This is a genomic window from Streptomyces sp. NPDC039465 (assembly GCF_055639315.1).
The window spans coordinates 241,226-259,277 of sequence record NZ_JBVKAP010000009.1 but is presented as its reverse complement, the minus strand read 5'-3'; the positions used below and the strand labels follow the sequence as shown (position 1 = coordinate 259,277).

The following is an 18,052-nucleotide window of genomic DNA, read 5'->3' as shown; positions in this document are numbered from 1 at the left end:
TCCGCGCGATCCCTGGACCCCCGGGTACGGGGATCACTCGACCGGCCAGGTGTGCGCCGGCGCGTTCAGATGCATGTAGTCGATGTACTGCTGAGTCATCCGCCGCAGCGCCTGGTGCCGGTCGGCGTGGATCACGTCGTGGAGGTGGTGGAACATCTCCGACTGCCACACCGCGCCGTTGCGGCCGCTGACGCACCGCTGCTCGATGATCCCCAGCAGCGGCTCCCGCCAGGCCGCGTCCATGCCCCAAAGCTCCAGACCCCGGTGGGCCAGCGGCAGCAGGCGCCGCAGCACCAGCTCGGTCACCGGGACCTCGCCCATCCCCGGCCAGTACAGCTCCGCGTCGATGCCGTGCCGCGCCGCGGCGTGCAGATTGTCCTCCGCGGCCGAGAACGACATCCGCGACCAGACGGGCCGGTCCTCGTCGACCAGGGCGCGGGTCAGCCCGTAGTAGAAGGCGCCGTTCGACAGCACGTCGGCCACCGTGGGACCGGCGGGCAGTACGCGGTTCTCCACCCGCAGATGCGGTACGCCGTCGACGACGGCGTAGACGGGGCGGTTCCAGCGGTAGATCGTCCCGTTGTGCAGTGTGAGCTCGGCCAGACCGGGGGTCCCCCCGCCTTCGAGCGTCTCCTGCGGGTCCTCGTCGTCGCACAGCGGCAGCAGCGCCGGGAAGAAGCGCGCGTTCTCCTCGAAGAGGTCGAAGACGGTGGTGATCCACCGCTCGCCGAACCACACCCGGGGCCGCACCCCCTGCACCTTGATCTCGTCCGGGCGGGTGTCGGTGGCCTGCTCGAACAGCGGGATACGCGTCTCGCGCCACAGCTCCTTGCCGAAGAGGAACGGGGAGTTCGCCGCCAAGGCCACCTGCACCCCGGCGATGGCCTGCGCGGCGTTCCAGTAGTCCGCGAACTCGTCCGGGGAGACCTGTAGGTGGAACTGGGTGCTGGTGCACGCCGCCTCCGGCGTGATCGTGTCCGCGTACGTCCTCAGCCGCTCGATGCCGTCCACCGCGATCAACAGGTCCTCGCCCCGCGCGGCGAAGATCTGCTCGTTCAGCAGGTGGTACCGCGGATTCTCCGACAGCGCCGCCAGACCCACGTCCTTCAGCTCCAGCGTCGGCAGGATCCCGATCATGATCAGATGCGCGCCGATCGCCGCGGCCTTCTCCTCGGCGTGGTTGAGCGCGTCCCGGATCTCCTGCTCCCAGGAGTCGGGGCCTCCGGCGGTGAGCCGCCGCGGTGCGACGTTGATCTCCAGATTGAACCGGCCCAGCTCGCTCGACCAGGCCGGATCCGCGATCGCCTCCAGGGCGTCCGTGCTGCGCATGGCGGGCTCGGCGGCGGAGCCCACGAGGTTCAGTTCGATCTCCAGGCCGACCTGCGGCCGCTCGAAGTCGAAGCGCGACTCCCGCAGCATCCGCGCGAACACGTCGAGGCACATGTGCATCTTGTTCCGGAACTGGCGACGGTCGTCACGGGTGAACACCAGCGCCGGGACATCGCGTCCCATTCGGGCCTCCCGAGTCTCCTCGGTACGGATTCCCACCTTCAGCGTCCCACTCCCCGGGCGCCGCAACCACCGCAGGTTGTCGTCCGGAGAGTTCCGGGGAAGGCGTACACAGTCGAAGAAGGGCCGCCACAGGAAGGACGGGACGAGATGCTGAGCGACGAGGAGCTGGCCAGGCTCGATGCCCACTGGAGGGCAGCCAATTACCTGTCCGTCGGACAGATCTACCTGATGGACAACCCGCTGCTGCGGGGGCCCTTGGAGCCGGCGCACATCAAGCCGAGGCTGCTGGGGCACTGGGGCACCTCACCCGGGCTCAACCTGGTGTACACCCATCTGAACAGGGTCATCGGACAGCACGGACTCGACGCCCTGTGCATCTGGGGCCCCGGGCACGGCGGACCGGCCGTCCTCGCCAACTCCTGGCTCGAAGGCAGCTACAGCGAGGTGTACCCGGACGTGACCCGGGACGAGGCCGGCATGGCCCGGCTGTTCCGGCAGTTCTCCTTCCCCGGCGGCGTCCCCAGCCATGTCGCGCCCGAGACACCGGGCTCCATCCACGAGGGCGGCGAGCTCGGCTACTCCCTGTCGCACGCCTACGGCGCCGCGCTCGACAACCCGGACCTGCTGGTCACCTGCGTCATCGGCGACGGCGAGGCGGAGACCGGGCCCCTCGCCGCCTCCTGGCATTCGAACAAGTTCCTCGATCCGGTGCGCGACGGAGCGGTGCTGCCCGTCCTCCACCTCAACGGCTACAAGATCGCGAACCCGACCGTGCTGGCCCGGCTGCCGGAGGGGGAGCTGGACGAGCTGCTGCGGGGATACGGTCACGACCCCCTGTACGTCACCGGCGACGACCCGCACGACGTGCACCGCGCGATGGCCGACGCGATGGACACCGCACTCGACCGCATCCGCGCCATCCAGCGGACAGCGCGCTCCGGTGGTCCGGCCGGGCGTCCGCGCTGGCCGGTGATCGTACTGCGGACGCCCAAGGGCTGGACCGGCCCGGCGGAGGTCGACGGTCTGCCGGTGGAAGGCACCTGGCGCTCGCACCAGGTGCCCCTGGCCGGGGTGCGGGACAACCCGGACCACCTGGCACAGCTGGAGCAGTGGCTTCGCTCGTACGGCCCCGATGACCTCTTCGACGAGCGCGGCCGGGCCCGGGCCGACGTCCTGGCCTGCGTACCGGAGGGCCGGCGAAGGCTGGGCGCGACACCGCACGCCAACGGCGGTCTGCTCACCCGCGAGCTTCCCCTCCCGCCGCTCGAACGCTTCGCCGTCCCCGTCGACGAGCCGGGCCGTACCCGGCACGAGCCGACCACGGTCCTCGGCGACCTGCTGGAAGGCGTCATGACCGCCACCGCCGACCGCCGTGACTTCCGGCTCGTCGGGCCGGACGAGACCGCGTCCAACCGCCTCCAGGCGGTGTACGAGGCCAGCGGCAAGGCGTGGCAGGAGCGGACCGCGGACACCGACGAACACCTCGACCGGCACGGCCGGGTGATGGAGATCCTCTCCGAACACACCTGCCAGGGCTGGCTGGAGGGCTACGTCCTCACCGGCCGCCACGGACTCTTCTCCTGCTACGAAGCCTTCGTCCACATCGTCGACTCCATGGTCAACCAGCACATCAAGTGGCTCAGGACCGCCCGCACCCTGCACTGGCGCGCGCCCGTCCCGTCCCTGAACTACCTGCTGACCTCACATGTCTGGCGGCAGGACCACAACGGCTTCTCCCACCAGGACCCCGGCTTCGTCGACCACGTGCTCAACAAGAGCCCCGAGGTCGTCCGCGTCTACCTGCCCCCGGACGCCAACACACTGCTGTCGGTGGCGGATCACGTCCTGCGCAGCCGCGACTACGTGAACGTGATCGTCGCCGGCAAACAGCCCTGCTTCGACTGGCTCTCCCTGGACGAGGCCCGCGTCCACTGCGCCAGGGGCGCGGGGGTGTGGGAGTGGGCGGGCACCGAGGACGGCACGCGCGACCCGGACGTGGTCCTCGCCTGCGCGGGCGACGTGCCCACCCAGGAGGTCCTGGCGGCCGCCGGACTGCTCCGCGACCATCTGCCCGACCTCTCCGTCCGAGTCGTCAACGTCGTGGACATGACCCGGCTCATGCCCCAGGGGGAGCACCCGCACGGCATGACCGACGCCGAGTACGACGCGCTCTTCACCCCGGACAAGCCCGTGATCTTCGCGTACCACGGCTACCCCTGGCTGGTGCACCGCCTCGCCTACCGCCGGACCGGCCACGCCCACCTCCACGTCCGCGGCTACAAGGAGAGGGGCACCACCACCACGCCCTTCGACATGGTGGTCAGCAACGACCTCGACCGCTACCGGCTCGTCATGGACGTCATCGACCGCGTGCCGGGGCTCGGGGTGCGTGCCGTGGGCGTACGCCAGGCCATGGCGGACGCCCGTACCCGTCACCACGCCTGGATCCGTGAACACGGCACGGACCTCCCCGAAGTCGCCGACTGGGCCTGGAATTAGATTAGATTCTGGAACCGGATTCCAATTCTGACGGGGCAGACGTGGAGACGTGGTGAAGCTGAGGGGGAGCGGAGCCGAGCCGCTGGAGGCGGAGGATCCGCCGCGGATCGGGGCGATTCCGCTGGTGGGCCGGCTCGGCGCCGGAGGCATGGGGCGGGTGTACCTCGGGGTCCACGAGGGCCGGTACGTCGCCGTCAAGCAGCTGCTGGCCTCGGTCGTCGGCGAGGACAAGGACTTCCTGCGCCGTTTCGGGCACGAGCTGGACAACATCGCCCGGCTGCCCGCCGAGACCACCGCACCGCTGCTCGCCAGCGACCGCACCGCGCGGCCGCCGTGGTTCGCCACCGCGTACGTCCCGGGGATCACGCTGAGGGAGGCCGTCGACCTGCACGGCGCCCCGCTGCCCGCGCAAGCGTTGTGGCTGCTGCTGCGGGAGGCGGCGGCCGGGCTGGCGTCGGTGCACGCGCTCGGGATGGTGCACCGGGACATCAAGCCGTCCAACGTCATGCTGACCCTCGACGGTCTCACCCTCATCGACTTCGGCGTCGCCCGCGCCGCCGAACAGAGCCAGCTGACCAAGACCGGCATGGTCGTCGGCACACCCGCCTACATGGCGCCCGAACAGGCCTCGGGGACGAAGGGACTGACCGGCGCCGCCGATGTGTTCGCGCTGGGCTCGGTCCTCGCCTACGCGGCGTGCGGGCGGCCGCCCTTCGGGGACGAGTCGGGGCACGGCGTGCTGTACCGCATCGTCCACGAGGAGCCGGACCTGGAGCCCCTGCGGGCTCTCGCGCCGGACCTCGCCGAGGTCGTCGCGGCCTGCCTCGCCAAGGACCCCGAGGGCCGTCCCACCGCCGCGGAACTCCTCGAACGCGCCGCGCAGAAGGGCCCGTTCAGTGCCCCGCTGTGGCCGGCGGCGATCAGCGGGCGGCTCTCCGAGCGGGCCGCGTTCGCCGCGGACGTGAGGAGATCGACGTACCGACACTCCCGCTCGCGGGCGAAAACGCGGAGCCGGACGCGGATCCGAAGTCCGAGGCTCGTCCGGAAGTTCGCGAACGAACCGAGCGGCCCGAACGTCGCCGCCGTACGCGCGTCGTCCTCGCCGTCGTCCCCGTCGTCGTGGTCGCGGGCGGTACGACCCTCGTCGTCCAGAACCTGCCGCACACGTCGGCCCCCGGAAACCAGGCGGGCGGCACCGCGTCCTCGTCAGTCTCGGCACCCGCCGACCCGACGCCGCCGACGAAGGGCGGCACCCTGCCCGGTACGGCGTCACCGGCCACGTCGCCGCCCAAGGACCAGGACAAGGGCCAGGGGGACGACAAGGGCCAGAGCGCGGGCGCCGGCGGGACCCAGGTCACGGCGGGCGCAGGCGCCGCGACCGGCACCCAGGACGGCTCCGGCGGAAGCGCCGCCTCCAGGGGCTCGGACGGCTCCGGACCCTCAGGGGGCTCCGGCACCTCCACCGGCTCAAGCACCCCCGGCACCTCCACCGGCACGGGGGCCTCGGGTACCCCCGGCGGTGCCAAGCCCACGGCGTCCAAGCCTCCGACCTCGGGCACCTACCGCTACCGCAACGGCGACAACGGCCGATGCATCGTCCAGGTCTACGGCTCCTCCGACCACGGGTCGTGCTCCGACTCGACCGCCCGGTGGACCATGCGGAGCGGGCCGGACGGCAGCTTCAAGCTCGAGAACCGGCAGACCGGCGGGTGTCTGTACTCCAACGGTCTCGGCCAGGCCGTCTTCGTGGGCGACTGCTCCGATGACGCCAGCCGGCTGTGGCGCACGGGCTCGAACGGCAGCCTGCGGGCCGACTACGGCGGCGGCTGCCTCGACCTGGGCATGAGCAGCGGCCTGGTGACGGCCACGTGCGCCGGGGAGGCCTCGCAGCGCTGGACGAGGCTGAGCTAGAGCATGCCCGACCTCTGAGGATCCTCAACTCGCTTGTCCTACGCACCGGCACGGGCGGAGGATCGCCGCATGTTCGGAATCGCGAAGCCGGAAGTGCAGACAATCGTGGTACGGGACGCGGACGGCATCGAGGCAGCCGTCCGCGACGCGCTGGAGGGGGCCGCGCCGGAGGAGCGGGCCGGGCTGGAGCGGGCGTTGGCCATCGTGCGGGACGCCGTGGCCGTCCCGCCGGAGCGGCTGCGGGCCCGCTGGGTGCGCGAGCGGCTCGACGCGGCGGGCGTGACCGGCCCCGCCGACTCCCTCGCCGCGATCAAGGCGCTGCGTGAGGCGGCACCGGGCCTGAGCCTGAAGGCGGTGGTGGAGCTGGCCACGTCCGCGAAGACCGTCGAGGCGGCGGCCGACAGAGCCTAGGGCCGCGCCAGGCCGCCGGTGCGGCGGGCCCGGCGCATGCCGGGCCCACCGCACCCGCGCGTCACGACGGGAGCCAGGTCCGCCAGGTGGCCTCGTTGGATTCGACCCACCTCCGCGCCGCCTCCTGCGGTGACAGCTTCTGCTCCGCGATCATCAGCGCCACGTCGTTCTGCATGTCCGTCGTCCACCGGAACTTCTTCAGGAAGGCGGCGGCGTCACCCCCGCCGTCCGCGAAGCGGGCGTTGAGGAACTTCTGCAGCGGCGTGTGGGGGTAGGCGCAGGCCACCTTCTTCGGGTCGGCGTCGCAGCCCTCCTTGTACGGCGGCAGCTTCACCTCCGTCATCGGGACCTTCTCGAACAGCCACTGCGGCTTATACCAGTAGGTCAGGAACGGCTTCTTCTCCTTGGCGAACTGCTTGATCTGGGTGATCTGCGCCGCCTCCGAGCCCGAGAAGACGACCTGGTAGTCCAGGTCCAGGTTCTTCACCAGCGCCTTGTCGTTGGTGATGTACGACGGCGAGCCGTCCAGGAGCTGTCCCTTGCCGCCGCTCTCCGCCGTGCGGAAGGTGTCGGCGTACTTGTCGAGGTTCCTCCAGTCGGTGACGTCCGGGTGCTCCTTCGCGAAGTACGTGGGCACGAACCAGCCGATGTGGCCGGTCACCCCGAGGTCGCCACCGCGCTTGATGGTCCCCTTGTCGTCGATGTACCGCTGCTCCTGATCCGGATGGCCCCAGTCCTCCAGGATCGCGTCCACCCGGCCCTGGCTGAGCGCGTCCCAGGCGGGGACCTCGTCGATCTGGACGGTGTCGACGCGGTAGCCGAGCTCCCGCTCCAGGAGGTACTGGGCGACGGCGACGTTGGCCTGCGCGCCGACCCAGGACTGCACGGACAGGGTCACCGTCCGCGAGCTCTTCGCGTCGGCGTACGGGGAGGCCTGGGTGGTCATGTCGGCGGCGCCGCAGCCGGTGAGGGCCGTGAGCGCGACGGCGGCGGCCAGGGCGGCGAAGCGCGTACGGGTGCGCGCGCGGGTAGGGATGCGGGTGCGGTTGCGAGCCATCTCAGGCCCCCTTTCCGGCAGGGTCTCGGCGTTCCGTGGGCTGGGTGACCCGGTCGAGCATCAGGCCGAGGCCGACGATGGCCGCACCGGCGACGAGACCGGTCGCCAGGTCGCCCTGGGCGAGGCCGAAGACCGCGTCGTAACCGAGCGCCCCACCGCCCACGAGGCCGCCGATGACGACGACGGCGAGGACGAGGACCACGCCCTGGTTGACGGCCAGCAGCAAAGCTGGCCGGGCCAGGGGGAGTTGGACCTGGAACAGCTGCTGCCGCCCGGTCGCGCCCAGCGAACGCGACGACTCCATGGCGGCCGGATCCACGGCCCGCATGCCCTGGGTGGTGATCCGCACCACCGCGGGCAGCGCGTAGACCACGGCGGCGGCGACCGCCGGGGCGCGGCCGACACCGAAGAGCGCCACCACGGGGATGAGGTAGACGAACTGCGGCATCGTCTGGAAGACGTCCAGGACGGGGCGCAGCGCGCGGGCCAGCCGGGCGCTGCGGGCCGCGGCGATGCCGACGGCGAAGCCGAGCACCAGCGTCACGGCGACGGCGGCCAGGACCTGGGACAGCGTGTCGAGCGCCGGGTCCCAGACACCGAGCACGCCGATCCCGGCCATCGCGGCGACGGCGGTCGCCGCCGTGCGCCAGGTGCCGATGAGCAGGGCGAGCACACCGACGGTCACCAGCACGGCCCACCAGGGCAGCCACTGCAGGCCGCCGCGGACCGGGTCGAGGACCCAGGTGGTGAAGCGGCCGGCCCAGTCGGCGGTGCCGCCGATCACGGGCACGCCGGAGTAGAGGTGGGCGGTCATCCAGTCGACGGCCGTGTTGACCGCCGGGGCGATGTCCACCGTCCAGGCCTCGGGCCAGCCGAGCCGGCCGGACAGGCGACCCGCCACGGCGACGACGGCGGTGGCCACAGCCGCGACGGCCCAGCCGAGCCGTGCGTGGCGCGCCGGATCCGCACCGATCCGCTCGCCCGCGGCGGCGGTGACGCGGTCGAGCACGATGGCGAGCAGCACGATCGGGACGCCCGCGGCGAGCGCCGCTCCGACGTCGACGGAGGCGAGCGCCTGGTAGACGCGGTCGCCGAGGCCGCCCGCGCCGATCACGGACGCGATCACGGCCATCGACAGCGCCATCATGATCGACTGGTTGACGCCGAGGAGGAGTTCCTTGCGGGCCAGCGGCAGCCGGGCGGTGAGCAGCCGCTGCCGGGCGGTGGCGCCCAGGGAGGCGGCGGCCTCCATCACCCCGGCGTTCGCGCCGCGCAGTCCGAGCGCGGTGAGCCGGGCCATGGGCGGGGCGGCGTAGACGACGGTGGCGAGGACGGCGGCCGGCACACCGATGCCGAAGACCAGCACGACCGGCAGGAGATAGGCGAACGCCGGCAGCACCTGCATGGTGTCGAGGACGGGCCGCAGGATCCGGTGCGTACGGTCCGAGACACCGGCGGCGAGCCCGAGGACCCCGCCCAGCAGGACGGACGCGCCGACGGCGACCACCATCAGGGCGAGCGTCTGCATGGTGGGCACCCACATGCCTAGCAGTCCGCACGCCCCGAAGGCGGCGACCGCGACCAGCGCGAGCCGGGCGCCCGCCACGCGCCAGGCGACCAGCCCGGCCGCGGCGGTGACGCCGGCCCAGCCGAGGGCGAGCAGCACCAGATAGACGGCGCGTACGGAGAGCACGACGGCGTTGCTGACGTGTCCGAGGCCGTACAGGAACAGCGGGTGGCTGTCGCGGTTGTCGATGATCCAGTCGTTGGTGGTGCCGAGCGGCCCGGACAGGTCGACCGTGAGCGCGGCGGGCCAGCCGCCGCCGCCCAGGAGGAGGGCGCCGAGGACGAGCGCGACCAACGCGCCGGCCGCGATCGGCAGGCGGCGGTCCCGGGCGAAGGCGCGCAGCGCGCCGGTGCCGGTGGCGGTCGTGGCCGCCCCGGTGGCGGGGGTGACGGTGGCGGTCATCGGCCCCACCTCCGGCCACGGCGGTCATGGTGTGCCGGGCGGCCCGGCGGCGGCCAGGTCGTGTGTGCGTACATCAGGCGGCCGCCTTTCCGGCCGGGGCCGCGACCCCTGCCACGACCCCCAGCAGGGCCGCGTGGTCGACCACGCCCAGACAGCGGCCGTCCTGGACGACCCGCGCGGTCTCGCCCGTGCGGGCAACGGCCTCGATGGCCTCGTGGACGGTGGCGTCCGGGGCGAGCGCCGGGCCCGCCTCGGACTCGGTGGACCGCGCGGGGCGCATGGCCGCCCGGACGGTCAGGACCTGCTCGCGCGGTACGTCCCGGACGAAGTCGCGTACGTAGTCGTCCGCGGGCGATCCCACGATCTCCTCGGGCGTGCCGAGCTGCACGATCCGGCCGTCGCGCATCAGCGCGATCCGGTCGCCGAGCCGCAGCGCCTCGCTCAGGTCGTGCGTGATGAAGACCATCGTGCGCCCCTCCTCCCGGTGCAGGCGTACGACCTCCTCCTGCATGTCACGGCGGATGAGCGGGTCCAGCGCGCTGAACGGCTCGTCGAACAGCAGGACTTCGGGGTCCACGGCGAGCGCCCGGGCCAGCCCGACGCGCTGCTGCTGACCGCCGGACAGCTGGCCCGGCCTGCGGTGTTCCATGCCGTCGAGGCCGACCTTGGTGACGAACTCCGCCGCCAGCTCGCGCCGTTCGGCGCGCCCCACACCCTGGATCTCCAGCCCGTAGGCGACGTTGTCCAGCACCGAGCGGTGCGGCAGCAGCCCGAAGTGCTGGAAGACCATCGCCGCCCGGTGCCGGCGCAGTTCGCGCAGCCGTCCGGCGTCCATCGACAACACATCCTCGCCGTCGATGGAGATCGAGCCCGAGGTCGGCTCGATGAGCCGGGTCAGGCAGCGGACGAGGGTCGACTTGCCCGAGCCGGACAGGCCCATGACCACGAAGACCTCGCCCTTGCGGACGTCGAAGGAGACGTCGCGTACGGCGGCGGTGCAGCCGGTGCGCGCGCGCAGCCCGGCCGCGTCGAGGGCGCCCAGCTCCGCGTCGGCGGGGACGCGGTCGGCCTTCGGGCCGAAGACCTTCCACAGGTCGCGTACGGCGAACACGGAAGGGGGTGTATGCGGTGCGGTCGGCGTGTTCATCAGGCTTTACCTCCCAGTAGGTCCGCGCATTTCTCCCCGACCATGAGGACGCCGATCATCGGATTGACGGCGGTCATGGTGGGGAACACGGACGCGTCGGCGATCCGGATGCCGTCCAGGCCACGGATCCTCAAGTCGGGCGCGACGACGGCCAGTTCGTCGTCGGCGGCACCCATCCGGCACGTACCCGCCGGGTGGTAGACGGTGTGCGCGACCTTCCGCGCGTACTCACTCAGCTCCTCGTCGGAGGTCACCTCGGGGCCGGGGCAGACCTCCCGCTTCAACCAGCCGGCCAGCGGCTCGCTCGCCGCGATCTCGCGGGCGATGCGGATGCCGTCGACGAGGGTCCGGCCGTCGTAGTCCTCCGGGTCGGTGAAGTAGCGGAAGTCCAGGGCGGGCTTGACCTCGGGGTCGGCGCTCGTCAGGTACAGCCGGCCGCGGCTGCGCGGCTTGGGGATGTTGGGGGTCATCGACACGCCGTGCGCGGGCCGCTCAAAGCCCAGGCGCTCGGGGTTGTCGGTGAAGGGGATCTGGTAGAAGTGGAACATCAGATCGGGTCCCTCCGCCTCCGGGTCGCGGCGGACGAACAGTCCGGCGTCGGAGTCCATCGCGGAGTTCTCCGGGATCGGCCCGTGGGTCTCCCAGACGATCACCGACTCGGGGTGATCGAGCAGGTTCTCGCCGACGCCCGGCAGGTCGTGCACGACGGGGATGCCGAGCTTCTCCAGGTCGGCGCGCGGCCCGATGCCGGAGTGCAGCAGCAGCCGCGGGGTGTCCACGGCCCCGGCACACACCAGGACCTCCCGACGGGCCCGTACGACATGCTCCGCGCCGTCCTTGGTACGGATGTGCACTCCGGTGGCGCGGGTGCCCTCCAGCTCCAGGCGGAACGCCCAGGTCTCCAGGGCGATGTGCAGGTTCGGCCGGTCCAGGAACGGATGCAGGTACGCGACCGAGGCGGAGGACCGCTTGTTGTTCTCCGGGTGGTAGGCGAGGTCGAAGAAGCCGACCCCCTCGTGGAACGGCTGCCTGTTGAACCCCTCGACGCGCGGCACGCCGAGCGCGGTCTGCGCCGCGTCGACGAAGTCACGGGCGATCGCGTTCCGGTCCGCCTCGTCGACGGGCACGATGTTGTTGCGCAGCCTGGCGAAGTACGGGTCCATGGCGGCCGCGTCCCAGCCCTCGGCGCCGGCCGCAGCCCACTCGTCCCAGTCGGACGGCAGGGGCTTGAACGCGATCAGGGTGTTGTGCGAGGAGCAGCCGCCGAGCACGCGGGCGCGGCTGTGGCGGATGTGCGAATTGCCGCGCGGCTGCTCGGTGGTGGGGTAGTCGTAGTCCAGCTCGCCGCCGAGCAGGCCCAGCCAGCGGCGCAGCGTGAGCACGTCGTCGCGGCCGACGTCGCTGGGGCCGCCCTCGATGACGGCGACGGTGACGTCCGGGTCCTCGGTCAGCCGGGAGGCGATCACCGATCCGGCGGTGCCGCCGCCGACGACGACGTAGTCGTACAGGGTGTGGTCGTTCATCATGCGCGGTCCTTCTCCGCTCGGCCCGCGAACCAGCGCACGGGGCGCGGAGCGAGGTTCTGGTAGATGTGCTTGGCCTCGCGGTACTCGGCGAGACCCGTGGGGCCCAGCTCGCGGCCGATGCCGGACTTCCCGAAGCCGCCCCATTCCGCCTGCGGCAGGTACGGGTGGAAGTCGTTGATCCACACGGTGCCGTGGCGCAGCCGGCCGGCGACGCGGCGGGCGCGGCCCGCGTCGGAGGTCCACACGGCTCCGGCGAGGCCGTACTCGGTGTCGTTGGCGAGGGCGACGGCCTCGTCCTCGGTGCGGAAGGTCTCGACCGTGAGGACGGGGCCGAAGATCTCCTCGCGGACGACGCGCATACGGCGGTTGCAGCGGTCGAGGACGGTGGGCCGGTAGAAGAAGCCGGGGCCCTCGGGCTTCTCGCCGCCCGCGCGCAGGACCGCGCCCTCCTTCAGCGCGGAGGCGACGTACTCCTCGGTCCGCGCGAGCTGGGCGGCGGAGACCAGCGGGCCGCACTCGACACCCTCGTCCGTGCCGCGCCCCAGCCGGATCAGCTCGGCCCGGCGGGCGAGTTCGGCGACGAAGCGCTCGCGCAGCGACTCCTCGACGATGAGCCGGGAACCGGCGGAGCAGACCTGACCGCTGTGGATGAACGCGGCGTTGAGCGCTTGGTCGACGGCGGTGTCGAAGCCCTCCGGGGTCGCGCAGGCGTCGGCGAAGACGACATTGGGGTTCTTGCCGCCGAGTTCGAGGGCGACCTTCTTGACGGTGTCGGCGGCCGCCCGGGCGACCTTCGTACCGCTGACGAGACCGCCGGTGAACGAGATGAGGTCCACGTCGGGGTGTTCGGCGAGCCGGGCGCCGACGGTGTCGCCGGGGCCGGTGACGATGTTCGCGGCGCCCAGCGGCAGCCCGGCCTCCATCAGCAGCTCGATCAGCGCGACGGTCGTCAGCGGGGTGATCTCGCTCGGCTTGATCACGAAGGTGTTGCCGGCGGCGAGCGCGGGCGCGATCTTCCAGCTGGCCTGGAGCAGCGGGTAGTTCCACGGCGTGATCAGGGCGCAGACGCCGACGGGCTCGTGCACGACGACGCTGTGGATCTCGTCGGAGCCGGCGTCCACGACCCGCCCACCGCTCTCGTTCATGACGAGGTCGGCGAAGTAGCGGAAGGCGTCACGGACGCAGTCGACGTCGACGCGGCCCTCTTCCAGGGTCTTGCCGGCGTCCTGGCTCTCCAGCGCGCCGATCCGCTCACGGTCGCGCTCCAGCAGGTCGGCGACGCGCCGCAGGAGCGCGGCGCGCTCGGCGACCGGCGTACGCGGCCAGGCACCGTCGTCGAACGCGGCACGGGCGGCGGCCACGGCGTCGTCCGTGTCCGCGGCACCGCCCTCCGACACGACCGCGAAGACGGTCGCGTCGACGGGGTCGATGATCTCGCGCGTGGCGCCGGAGGCGGCTGCTCGCCACTCTCCGCCCACGTGGATGGTCTGTTGTGCTGCGGACACGTCGCGTATGGCCTTTCGTTCCTTTGATCCCCCCTGCCGGGCGGCCCCGGCGATCTGGCCGCCTGCCCCGTGCCTGGCGAACCATGCGCAAAAGTTCACGGAGAGTGATCTGTTTCACTTTCCGTGGCCTGGGAGGGCGGAAATCGAGTGTCCCGCGTCACATACGGGCGGATCGACAGATCCGACGGCACCGGCCGCGAAATGTGGCCGCCGCGATGGGCGGCGACGCCCGGGACGTGCGAGTGGATTTCGCCGCGGAAGCGGTAGAAGCACGGGGAGCGGGGCAGCAGCGAGACCATGGATCACACACCGCTCCGTGCCGTCGCACTCGTCTGCACCCTCTCGCCGTCCCCCGCCCGCTCAAGCTCGCAGCTGCTGGCCGAACAGACCATGACCGCCCTCGGCCGGCACGGAGTGACCGGGAAGGTGATCCGTGTCGTGGATCACGACGTGAAACCCGGGGTGAAGACCGACATGGGCGACGGAGACGCGTGGCCGGAGATCCGGGACACGATCCTGGGCTGCGACATCCTCATCCTGTCCACCCCGATCTGGCTGGGGCACCCCTCCAGCCTCGCCCAGCGGGTGCTGGAGCGCCTGGACGCCGAGCTCTCCGAGACCGACGACGAAGGCCGCATGCTCACCTACGGCAAGGTCGCGGGCGTCTGCGTGGTCGGCAACGAGGACGGCGCCCACAAGGTCAGCGCCGATCTCTTCCAGGGCCTGAGCGACGTCGGCTTCACCCTGCCCGCGAACGCGGTCACCTACTGGGTCGGCGAGGCCATGCACGGCACCGACTACCAGGACCTGGACGACACCCCCGAGAAGACCGCCGCCACCACGGCCACCCTCGCCGCCAACGCCGCCCACCTCGCGCGCCGCCTCAAGGGCGCCTCGTATCCGCCCAGCTGACGGCCCACCAGAGCGCGCCCCCGCGCGCCGCGCGCGCCCTCTGGTTCGGGGCAGCGCCGGGCTTCATACTGAGGGATCGTGCGAGTAGCGATCATGACGGTTGGTTCGCGGGGGGACGTGGCGCCCTTCACCGGGCTCGCCGAAGGGCTGGTGGACGCCGGGCACGAGGTCACCGTCGTGACGCACGGCCGATTCGGGCCGTTGGTCTCCGCCACCAGGGCCGGGTTTCATCCGCTGCCCATCGATCCGCGGGCCGAACTGCGGTCGGAGCGGGGGAGGACCCTGCACCGGAGCGGGACCGGGCCGGGGAAGCTGGTGCGGGTGGCGGCTATGGCCAGGGCCCTGGCCGTGGAGATGACGGACGCGCTGCTCCAGGCCGCGCGGGGCCGCGACATCCTCCTGCTGTCCGGGTCGGTGGTGCCCTTGGGGTACGCCATCGCCGAAGGGCTCGGTCTGCCCAGCGTCGGGCTCCACCTGCAACCCCTGCACCCCACGGGCCAGTTCGCTCCGCCGATGACGGGAGGCGGCTCCTGGGGCGCGCTCGCCAACAAGGCGGCCGGGCATGGCGTGAACCTCGCCATCGACCAGGTCTACGCCCCCGCCGCCCACGCCCTGCGCCGGCGGCTCGGCCTGCCGCCCCGCAGCCTCCAGGCCCAGCGCCGGGCACGTGAGCGCCGCCGCTGGCCCGTCCTGCACGGCTACAGCCCGCACGTCGCCCCCCGGCCGCGGGACTGGCGGCCGGGTCTGGACATCACGGGCTACTGGTGGCCGCTCGACGGCACCGCCCAACTGCCCGCCTCCCTATGCGACTTCCTCGCCGCCGGACCCGCGCCGGTCTTCATCGGCATGGGCAGCATCCCCGTCCCTGACCCGTCCCGCTTCAGCGGCCAGATCCGCGAGGCGCTGCGTGCGGCGGGCCTGCGCGGCGTGATCCAGGAAGGCTGGGCCGGACTGCGCGTCGACGGCGACGACATGATCACCGTCGGGGACGTCCCTCACCGCCTCCTCTTCCCGCACATGGCCGCCGTCGTCCACCACGCGGGCGCCGGCACCACCGCCGCCGGTCTGCGCGCCGGAGTTCCCGCCGTGCCGGTGCCCATTCAGTTCGACGCGGGCTTCTGGGCCGACCGACTGGTCGGGCTCGGCGTGGCGCCCGCCGCGATCCCGCTGCGACAGGTGACCTCCGCCCGCCTCGCCTCCGCGCTGACGGCCGCGACCCGCGACCCGGGCCATCGCCGACGCGCCCGCGCCGTGGCCGCCCGGCTGGCCGACGAGGACGGCGTACGGCCCGTACTGGAGGCCATCGAGCGCGCGGCCCGCTGAGGCCGTGCGGCATCACACCGGTCGCCGCCGCGGGTGGCGTACGGCGCCGAGGAATGGACGAGGGTGAAGGGCCGGCAGTCCCGTGCCGACGAGCCGTCGCGGCTCCCGCTCAGGCGTGCTGGAGTTCGGCTTCTTCCTCGTTCGGATCCGTGGCGAGGAAGTCGGAGATAGTGCCCGAGTTGATGAGCAGTGTGCCGTCCGGCAACCGCTTGACCAGGCCGCGGCCGTTGAAGTTCTTGAGGAAGAATCCGATACGCGACCGGGTCGTCCCGACCATGGCCGCGAGCTCGTCGTGCGTGATCCGGGCGTCGATGTGCTGCCACTGAGATTTCTGACCAGCGAATCGGTCGGACAGGTGGAGCAGGATCGCCGCGAGGCGGTATTCGCACTTCATGGTGACCAGATGCTTGATCGTGCTTTCGCGTTCCCTTATACGCTGGGCGAGATGCTGGCTCCAGCTCTGGAAGAGATCGGGGTCGCTGCGCAGGATGCGGACGAAGTCACGCCGGTTGATACGCAGTACACGGCTGTCCAGCATTGCCGTGGCGGATTCTTCATGGACGGAAGGCAGCAGTGAAAGGGCACCGAGTATGTCACCGCGCCTACATATGTCCAGGATACATTCCTTGCCGCTGTGGGCACTTGTGGTGAGTTTGATGCCGCCGTGGACGATGAGGAAGAGGTCGTCGATCCTCTCGCCGCACGTGTAGAGGTTGTAGCCGCGCTCTAAGCTGATAGGGGTCAACGAGATCTTGCGGTTTTCCATGTTCTGCAGCAGGTGTAGATAGAGGGCAGACTTGCCGAGTCGAACGTGCTGCACCGAAACCCCTCCCCGTTGGTCATGCCATGTCTTGACGACAGGCGGCCGAGGCCCGATCGAGCCGGACCTCGGCCACGAATCATCACGGGTAAATCTTCTCGCTGTTCGCCATCATAGTGACGAACTTCTCAATCCGCTTGGCGCGTGTCTCGGGTTTTTTGGCGCTCTGAATGCGATACAGAATCGCGTACCGGTTCTTGCTGTCCAGGGTGGCGAAAAAATCCGCCGCCGCGGGATCTTCGAGAAGTGCTCCCTGCAGGTCGTCCGGCACGGTCATCTTGCTCTGCGAGGCGTACGCCGCCTCCCAACGGCCGTCCGCCTTCGCGGAATCGATCTCCCGCTGTCCGGCGGGCCGGATGCTGCCCGCGGCGGCCAGCCGCTCGGCCCGTTCCCGGTTCACCTGGGACCAGGGGCTCTTCTTCGTCCGTGGAGTGAAGCGCTGCTGCCAGTACTGATCGTCGACCTTGTCGCGCTGGCTGTCGATCCACCCGAAGCAGACGGCGACGTCAAGGGCCTCGGCGTAGGTAATGCTCCGAATGCCGCTGGCCTTCTTCGCGATCTTTACCCAGACCCCGGCCGCGCTCTCGTGGTTCTCCTCCAGCCACTGCTCCCACTGGACATGATCCTCGAAAGGGATTGTTGGTTCGCTCATGGCTTCGATCCAATCAGAACGCGGTGGGATGCGGGCTTTCTTCACAGATCTGGGACGCCCGTACTCGTATCAGGACATCTCGCTCCGGTTCGTGCGCGGCGCCGCCCTGGACCGCGACGGCGAGGAGCCCGCCGTCCCGCACGGGCCACTGCCGGAAGGTGTACCGGGCGTGCCCGGGACCGGCGGCGAGGGAGCGCAGCCGCGGCCGGCCGGTGCCGACCTCGAACTCGCAGTCGGTCATGGGGAACCGCATCCCGGTCCCGATCGCCTTGAGGTAGGCCTCCTTCACCGTCCAGTAACGGAAGAACAGCTCCTGGCGCCGCCCCGGCGGAGCCGCGTCGAACTCACGCTGCTCGCGCGCCGACAGGACGGACCGGGCGAGCCGGTGCAGCGGCAGCACCCGGCGAGGGCGCTCCACATCCACACCGCACCGCACGTCACGCGTGACCACACACGCCACCAGACCATCGGTGTGCGACAGATTGAACCGCAGCGAACGGCACCAGGCCGGCGCGTGCACCTCGGGGCGGCCGAGCACGGAGCGTACGAAACGCCACTCGTCCGGGCCGACCCGCGGCTCGACCTCGCTCAGGGCGTGCCGCACAAGACCCCACGCCGCGGTGTACAGGGCCCGGTCCGGCGCCCGGCGCAACGTTTCCCTGCGGAGCCGCTCCGCGTCGCACAGCGCCCACTCGACGTCGGCGGGGCGTACACCGTCGCCGGCCGCCGGGCCCTCGACCACCGCCTGGCACCAGACGTGAGCCACCGCCCCCCTGTATCCCATCGCACCCCGCCGTATGGAACCGTA

General features: G+C 71.5%; 13 protein-coding genes and 1 pseudogene. 5 read left to right on the top strand and 9 right to left on the bottom strand.

Annotation, left to right across the window (positions count from 1 at the left end):
• Positions 1–33: 33 nt before the first annotated feature.
• Complete coding sequence (locus tag ACZ7LT_RS27805) at positions 34–1,512, bottom strand: glutamate-cysteine ligase family protein (protein ID WP_471238847.1); 1,479 nt, start codon at positions 1,510–1,512, stop codon at positions 34–36.
• A 147-nt stretch (positions 1,513–1,659) separates the two neighbouring features.
• Between ACZ7LT_RS27805 and ACZ7LT_RS27800 the strand changes: the two genes are divergently transcribed.
• From ACZ7LT_RS27800 to ACZ7LT_RS27790, 3 genes and pseudogenes are all read left to right on the top strand, one after another.
• Positions 1,660–4,011: a phosphoketolase family protein gene (locus ACZ7LT_RS27800; RefSeq protein WP_471238846.1), complete on the top strand. Its 2,352-nt coding sequence runs from the start codon at positions 1,660–1,662 to the stop codon at positions 4,009–4,011.
• A gap of 49 nt (positions 4,012–4,060) precedes the next feature.
• Positions 4,061–5,922: pseudogene (locus ACZ7LT_RS27795) on the top strand (serine/threonine-protein kinase).
• A 69-nt stretch (positions 5,923–5,991) separates the two neighbouring features.
• Positions 5,992–6,333 (top strand): hypothetical protein, encoded by a 342-nt coding sequence (locus ACZ7LT_RS27790; RefSeq protein ID WP_471238845.1) that lies wholly within the window; start codon positions 5,992–5,994, stop codon positions 6,331–6,333.
• 61 nt (positions 6,334–6,394) lie between these two features.
• Here ACZ7LT_RS27790 and ACZ7LT_RS27785 read toward each other — a convergent pair whose 3' ends face one another.
• The 5 genes from ACZ7LT_RS27785 to ACZ7LT_RS27765 form a co-directional block, all read right to left on the bottom strand.
• Positions 6,395–7,390: an ABC transporter substrate-binding protein gene (locus ACZ7LT_RS27785; RefSeq protein ID WP_471238844.1), complete on the bottom strand. Its 996-nt coding sequence runs from the start codon at positions 7,388–7,390 to the stop codon at positions 6,395–6,397.
• A 1-nt stretch (position 7,391) separates the two neighbouring features.
• On the bottom strand, positions 7,392–9,359 hold the full coding sequence (locus tag ACZ7LT_RS27780; protein WP_471238843.1) for an ABC transporter permease subunit: 1,968 nt from the start codon (positions 9,357–9,359) through the stop codon (positions 7,392–7,394).
• Between the two features lie 73 nt (positions 9,360–9,432).
• Positions 9,433–10,506 (bottom strand): quaternary amine ABC transporter ATP-binding protein, encoded by a 1,074-nt coding sequence (locus ACZ7LT_RS27775; protein ID WP_471238842.1) that lies wholly within the window; start codon positions 10,504–10,506, stop codon positions 9,433–9,435.
• On the bottom strand, positions 10,506–12,029 hold the full coding sequence (locus ACZ7LT_RS27770) for a GMC family oxidoreductase (protein ID WP_471238871.1): 1,524 nt from the start codon (positions 12,027–12,029) through the stop codon (positions 10,506–10,508). Before ACZ7LT_RS27770 ends, ACZ7LT_RS27775 begins: the two co-directional genes overlap by 1 nt.
• Positions 12,029–13,537 carry an aldehyde dehydrogenase family protein gene (locus tag ACZ7LT_RS27765; RefSeq protein WP_471238841.1) on the bottom strand — a complete coding sequence of 503 codons (1,509 nt, stop codon included), beginning with the start codon at positions 13,535–13,537 and terminating at the stop codon, positions 12,029–12,031. Before ACZ7LT_RS27765 ends, ACZ7LT_RS27770 begins: the two co-directional genes overlap by 1 nt.
• A gap of 297 nt (positions 13,538–13,834) precedes the next feature.
• Here ACZ7LT_RS27765 and ACZ7LT_RS27760 point away from each other — a divergent pair, with 297 nt between their 5' ends.
• Positions 13,835–14,449: a flavodoxin family protein gene (locus tag ACZ7LT_RS27760; RefSeq protein WP_471238840.1), complete on the top strand. Its 615-nt coding sequence runs from the start codon at positions 13,835–13,837 to the stop codon at positions 14,447–14,449.
• Between the two features lie 93 nt (positions 14,450–14,542).
• Complete coding sequence (locus ACZ7LT_RS27755) at positions 14,543–15,772, top strand: glycosyltransferase (protein ID WP_471238839.1); 1,230 nt, start codon at positions 14,543–14,545, stop codon at positions 15,770–15,772.
• A 109-nt stretch (positions 15,773–15,881) separates the two neighbouring features.
• On the opposite strand, the gene ACZ7LT_RS27750 is transcribed toward ACZ7LT_RS27755, so the two are convergent.
• From ACZ7LT_RS27750 to ACZ7LT_RS27740, 3 genes are all read right to left on the bottom strand, one after another.
• Positions 15,882–16,592 carry a Crp/Fnr family transcriptional regulator gene (locus ACZ7LT_RS27750; RefSeq protein WP_471238838.1) on the bottom strand — a complete coding sequence of 237 codons (711 nt, stop codon included), beginning with the start codon at positions 16,590–16,592 and terminating at the stop codon, positions 15,882–15,884.
• An 82-nt stretch (positions 16,593–16,674) separates the two neighbouring features.
• Positions 16,675–17,244: a YdeI/OmpD-associated family protein gene (locus tag ACZ7LT_RS27745; protein ID WP_471238837.1), complete on the bottom strand. Its 570-nt coding sequence runs from the start codon at positions 17,242–17,244 to the stop codon at positions 16,675–16,677.
• 13 nt (positions 17,245–17,257) lie between these two features.
• Positions 17,258–18,010 carry a 4'-phosphopantetheinyl transferase family protein gene (locus ACZ7LT_RS27740; protein ID WP_471238836.1) on the bottom strand — a complete coding sequence of 251 codons (753 nt, stop codon included), beginning with the start codon at positions 18,008–18,010 and terminating at the stop codon, positions 17,258–17,260.
• Between the last annotated feature and the right edge of the window lie 42 nt (positions 18,011–18,052).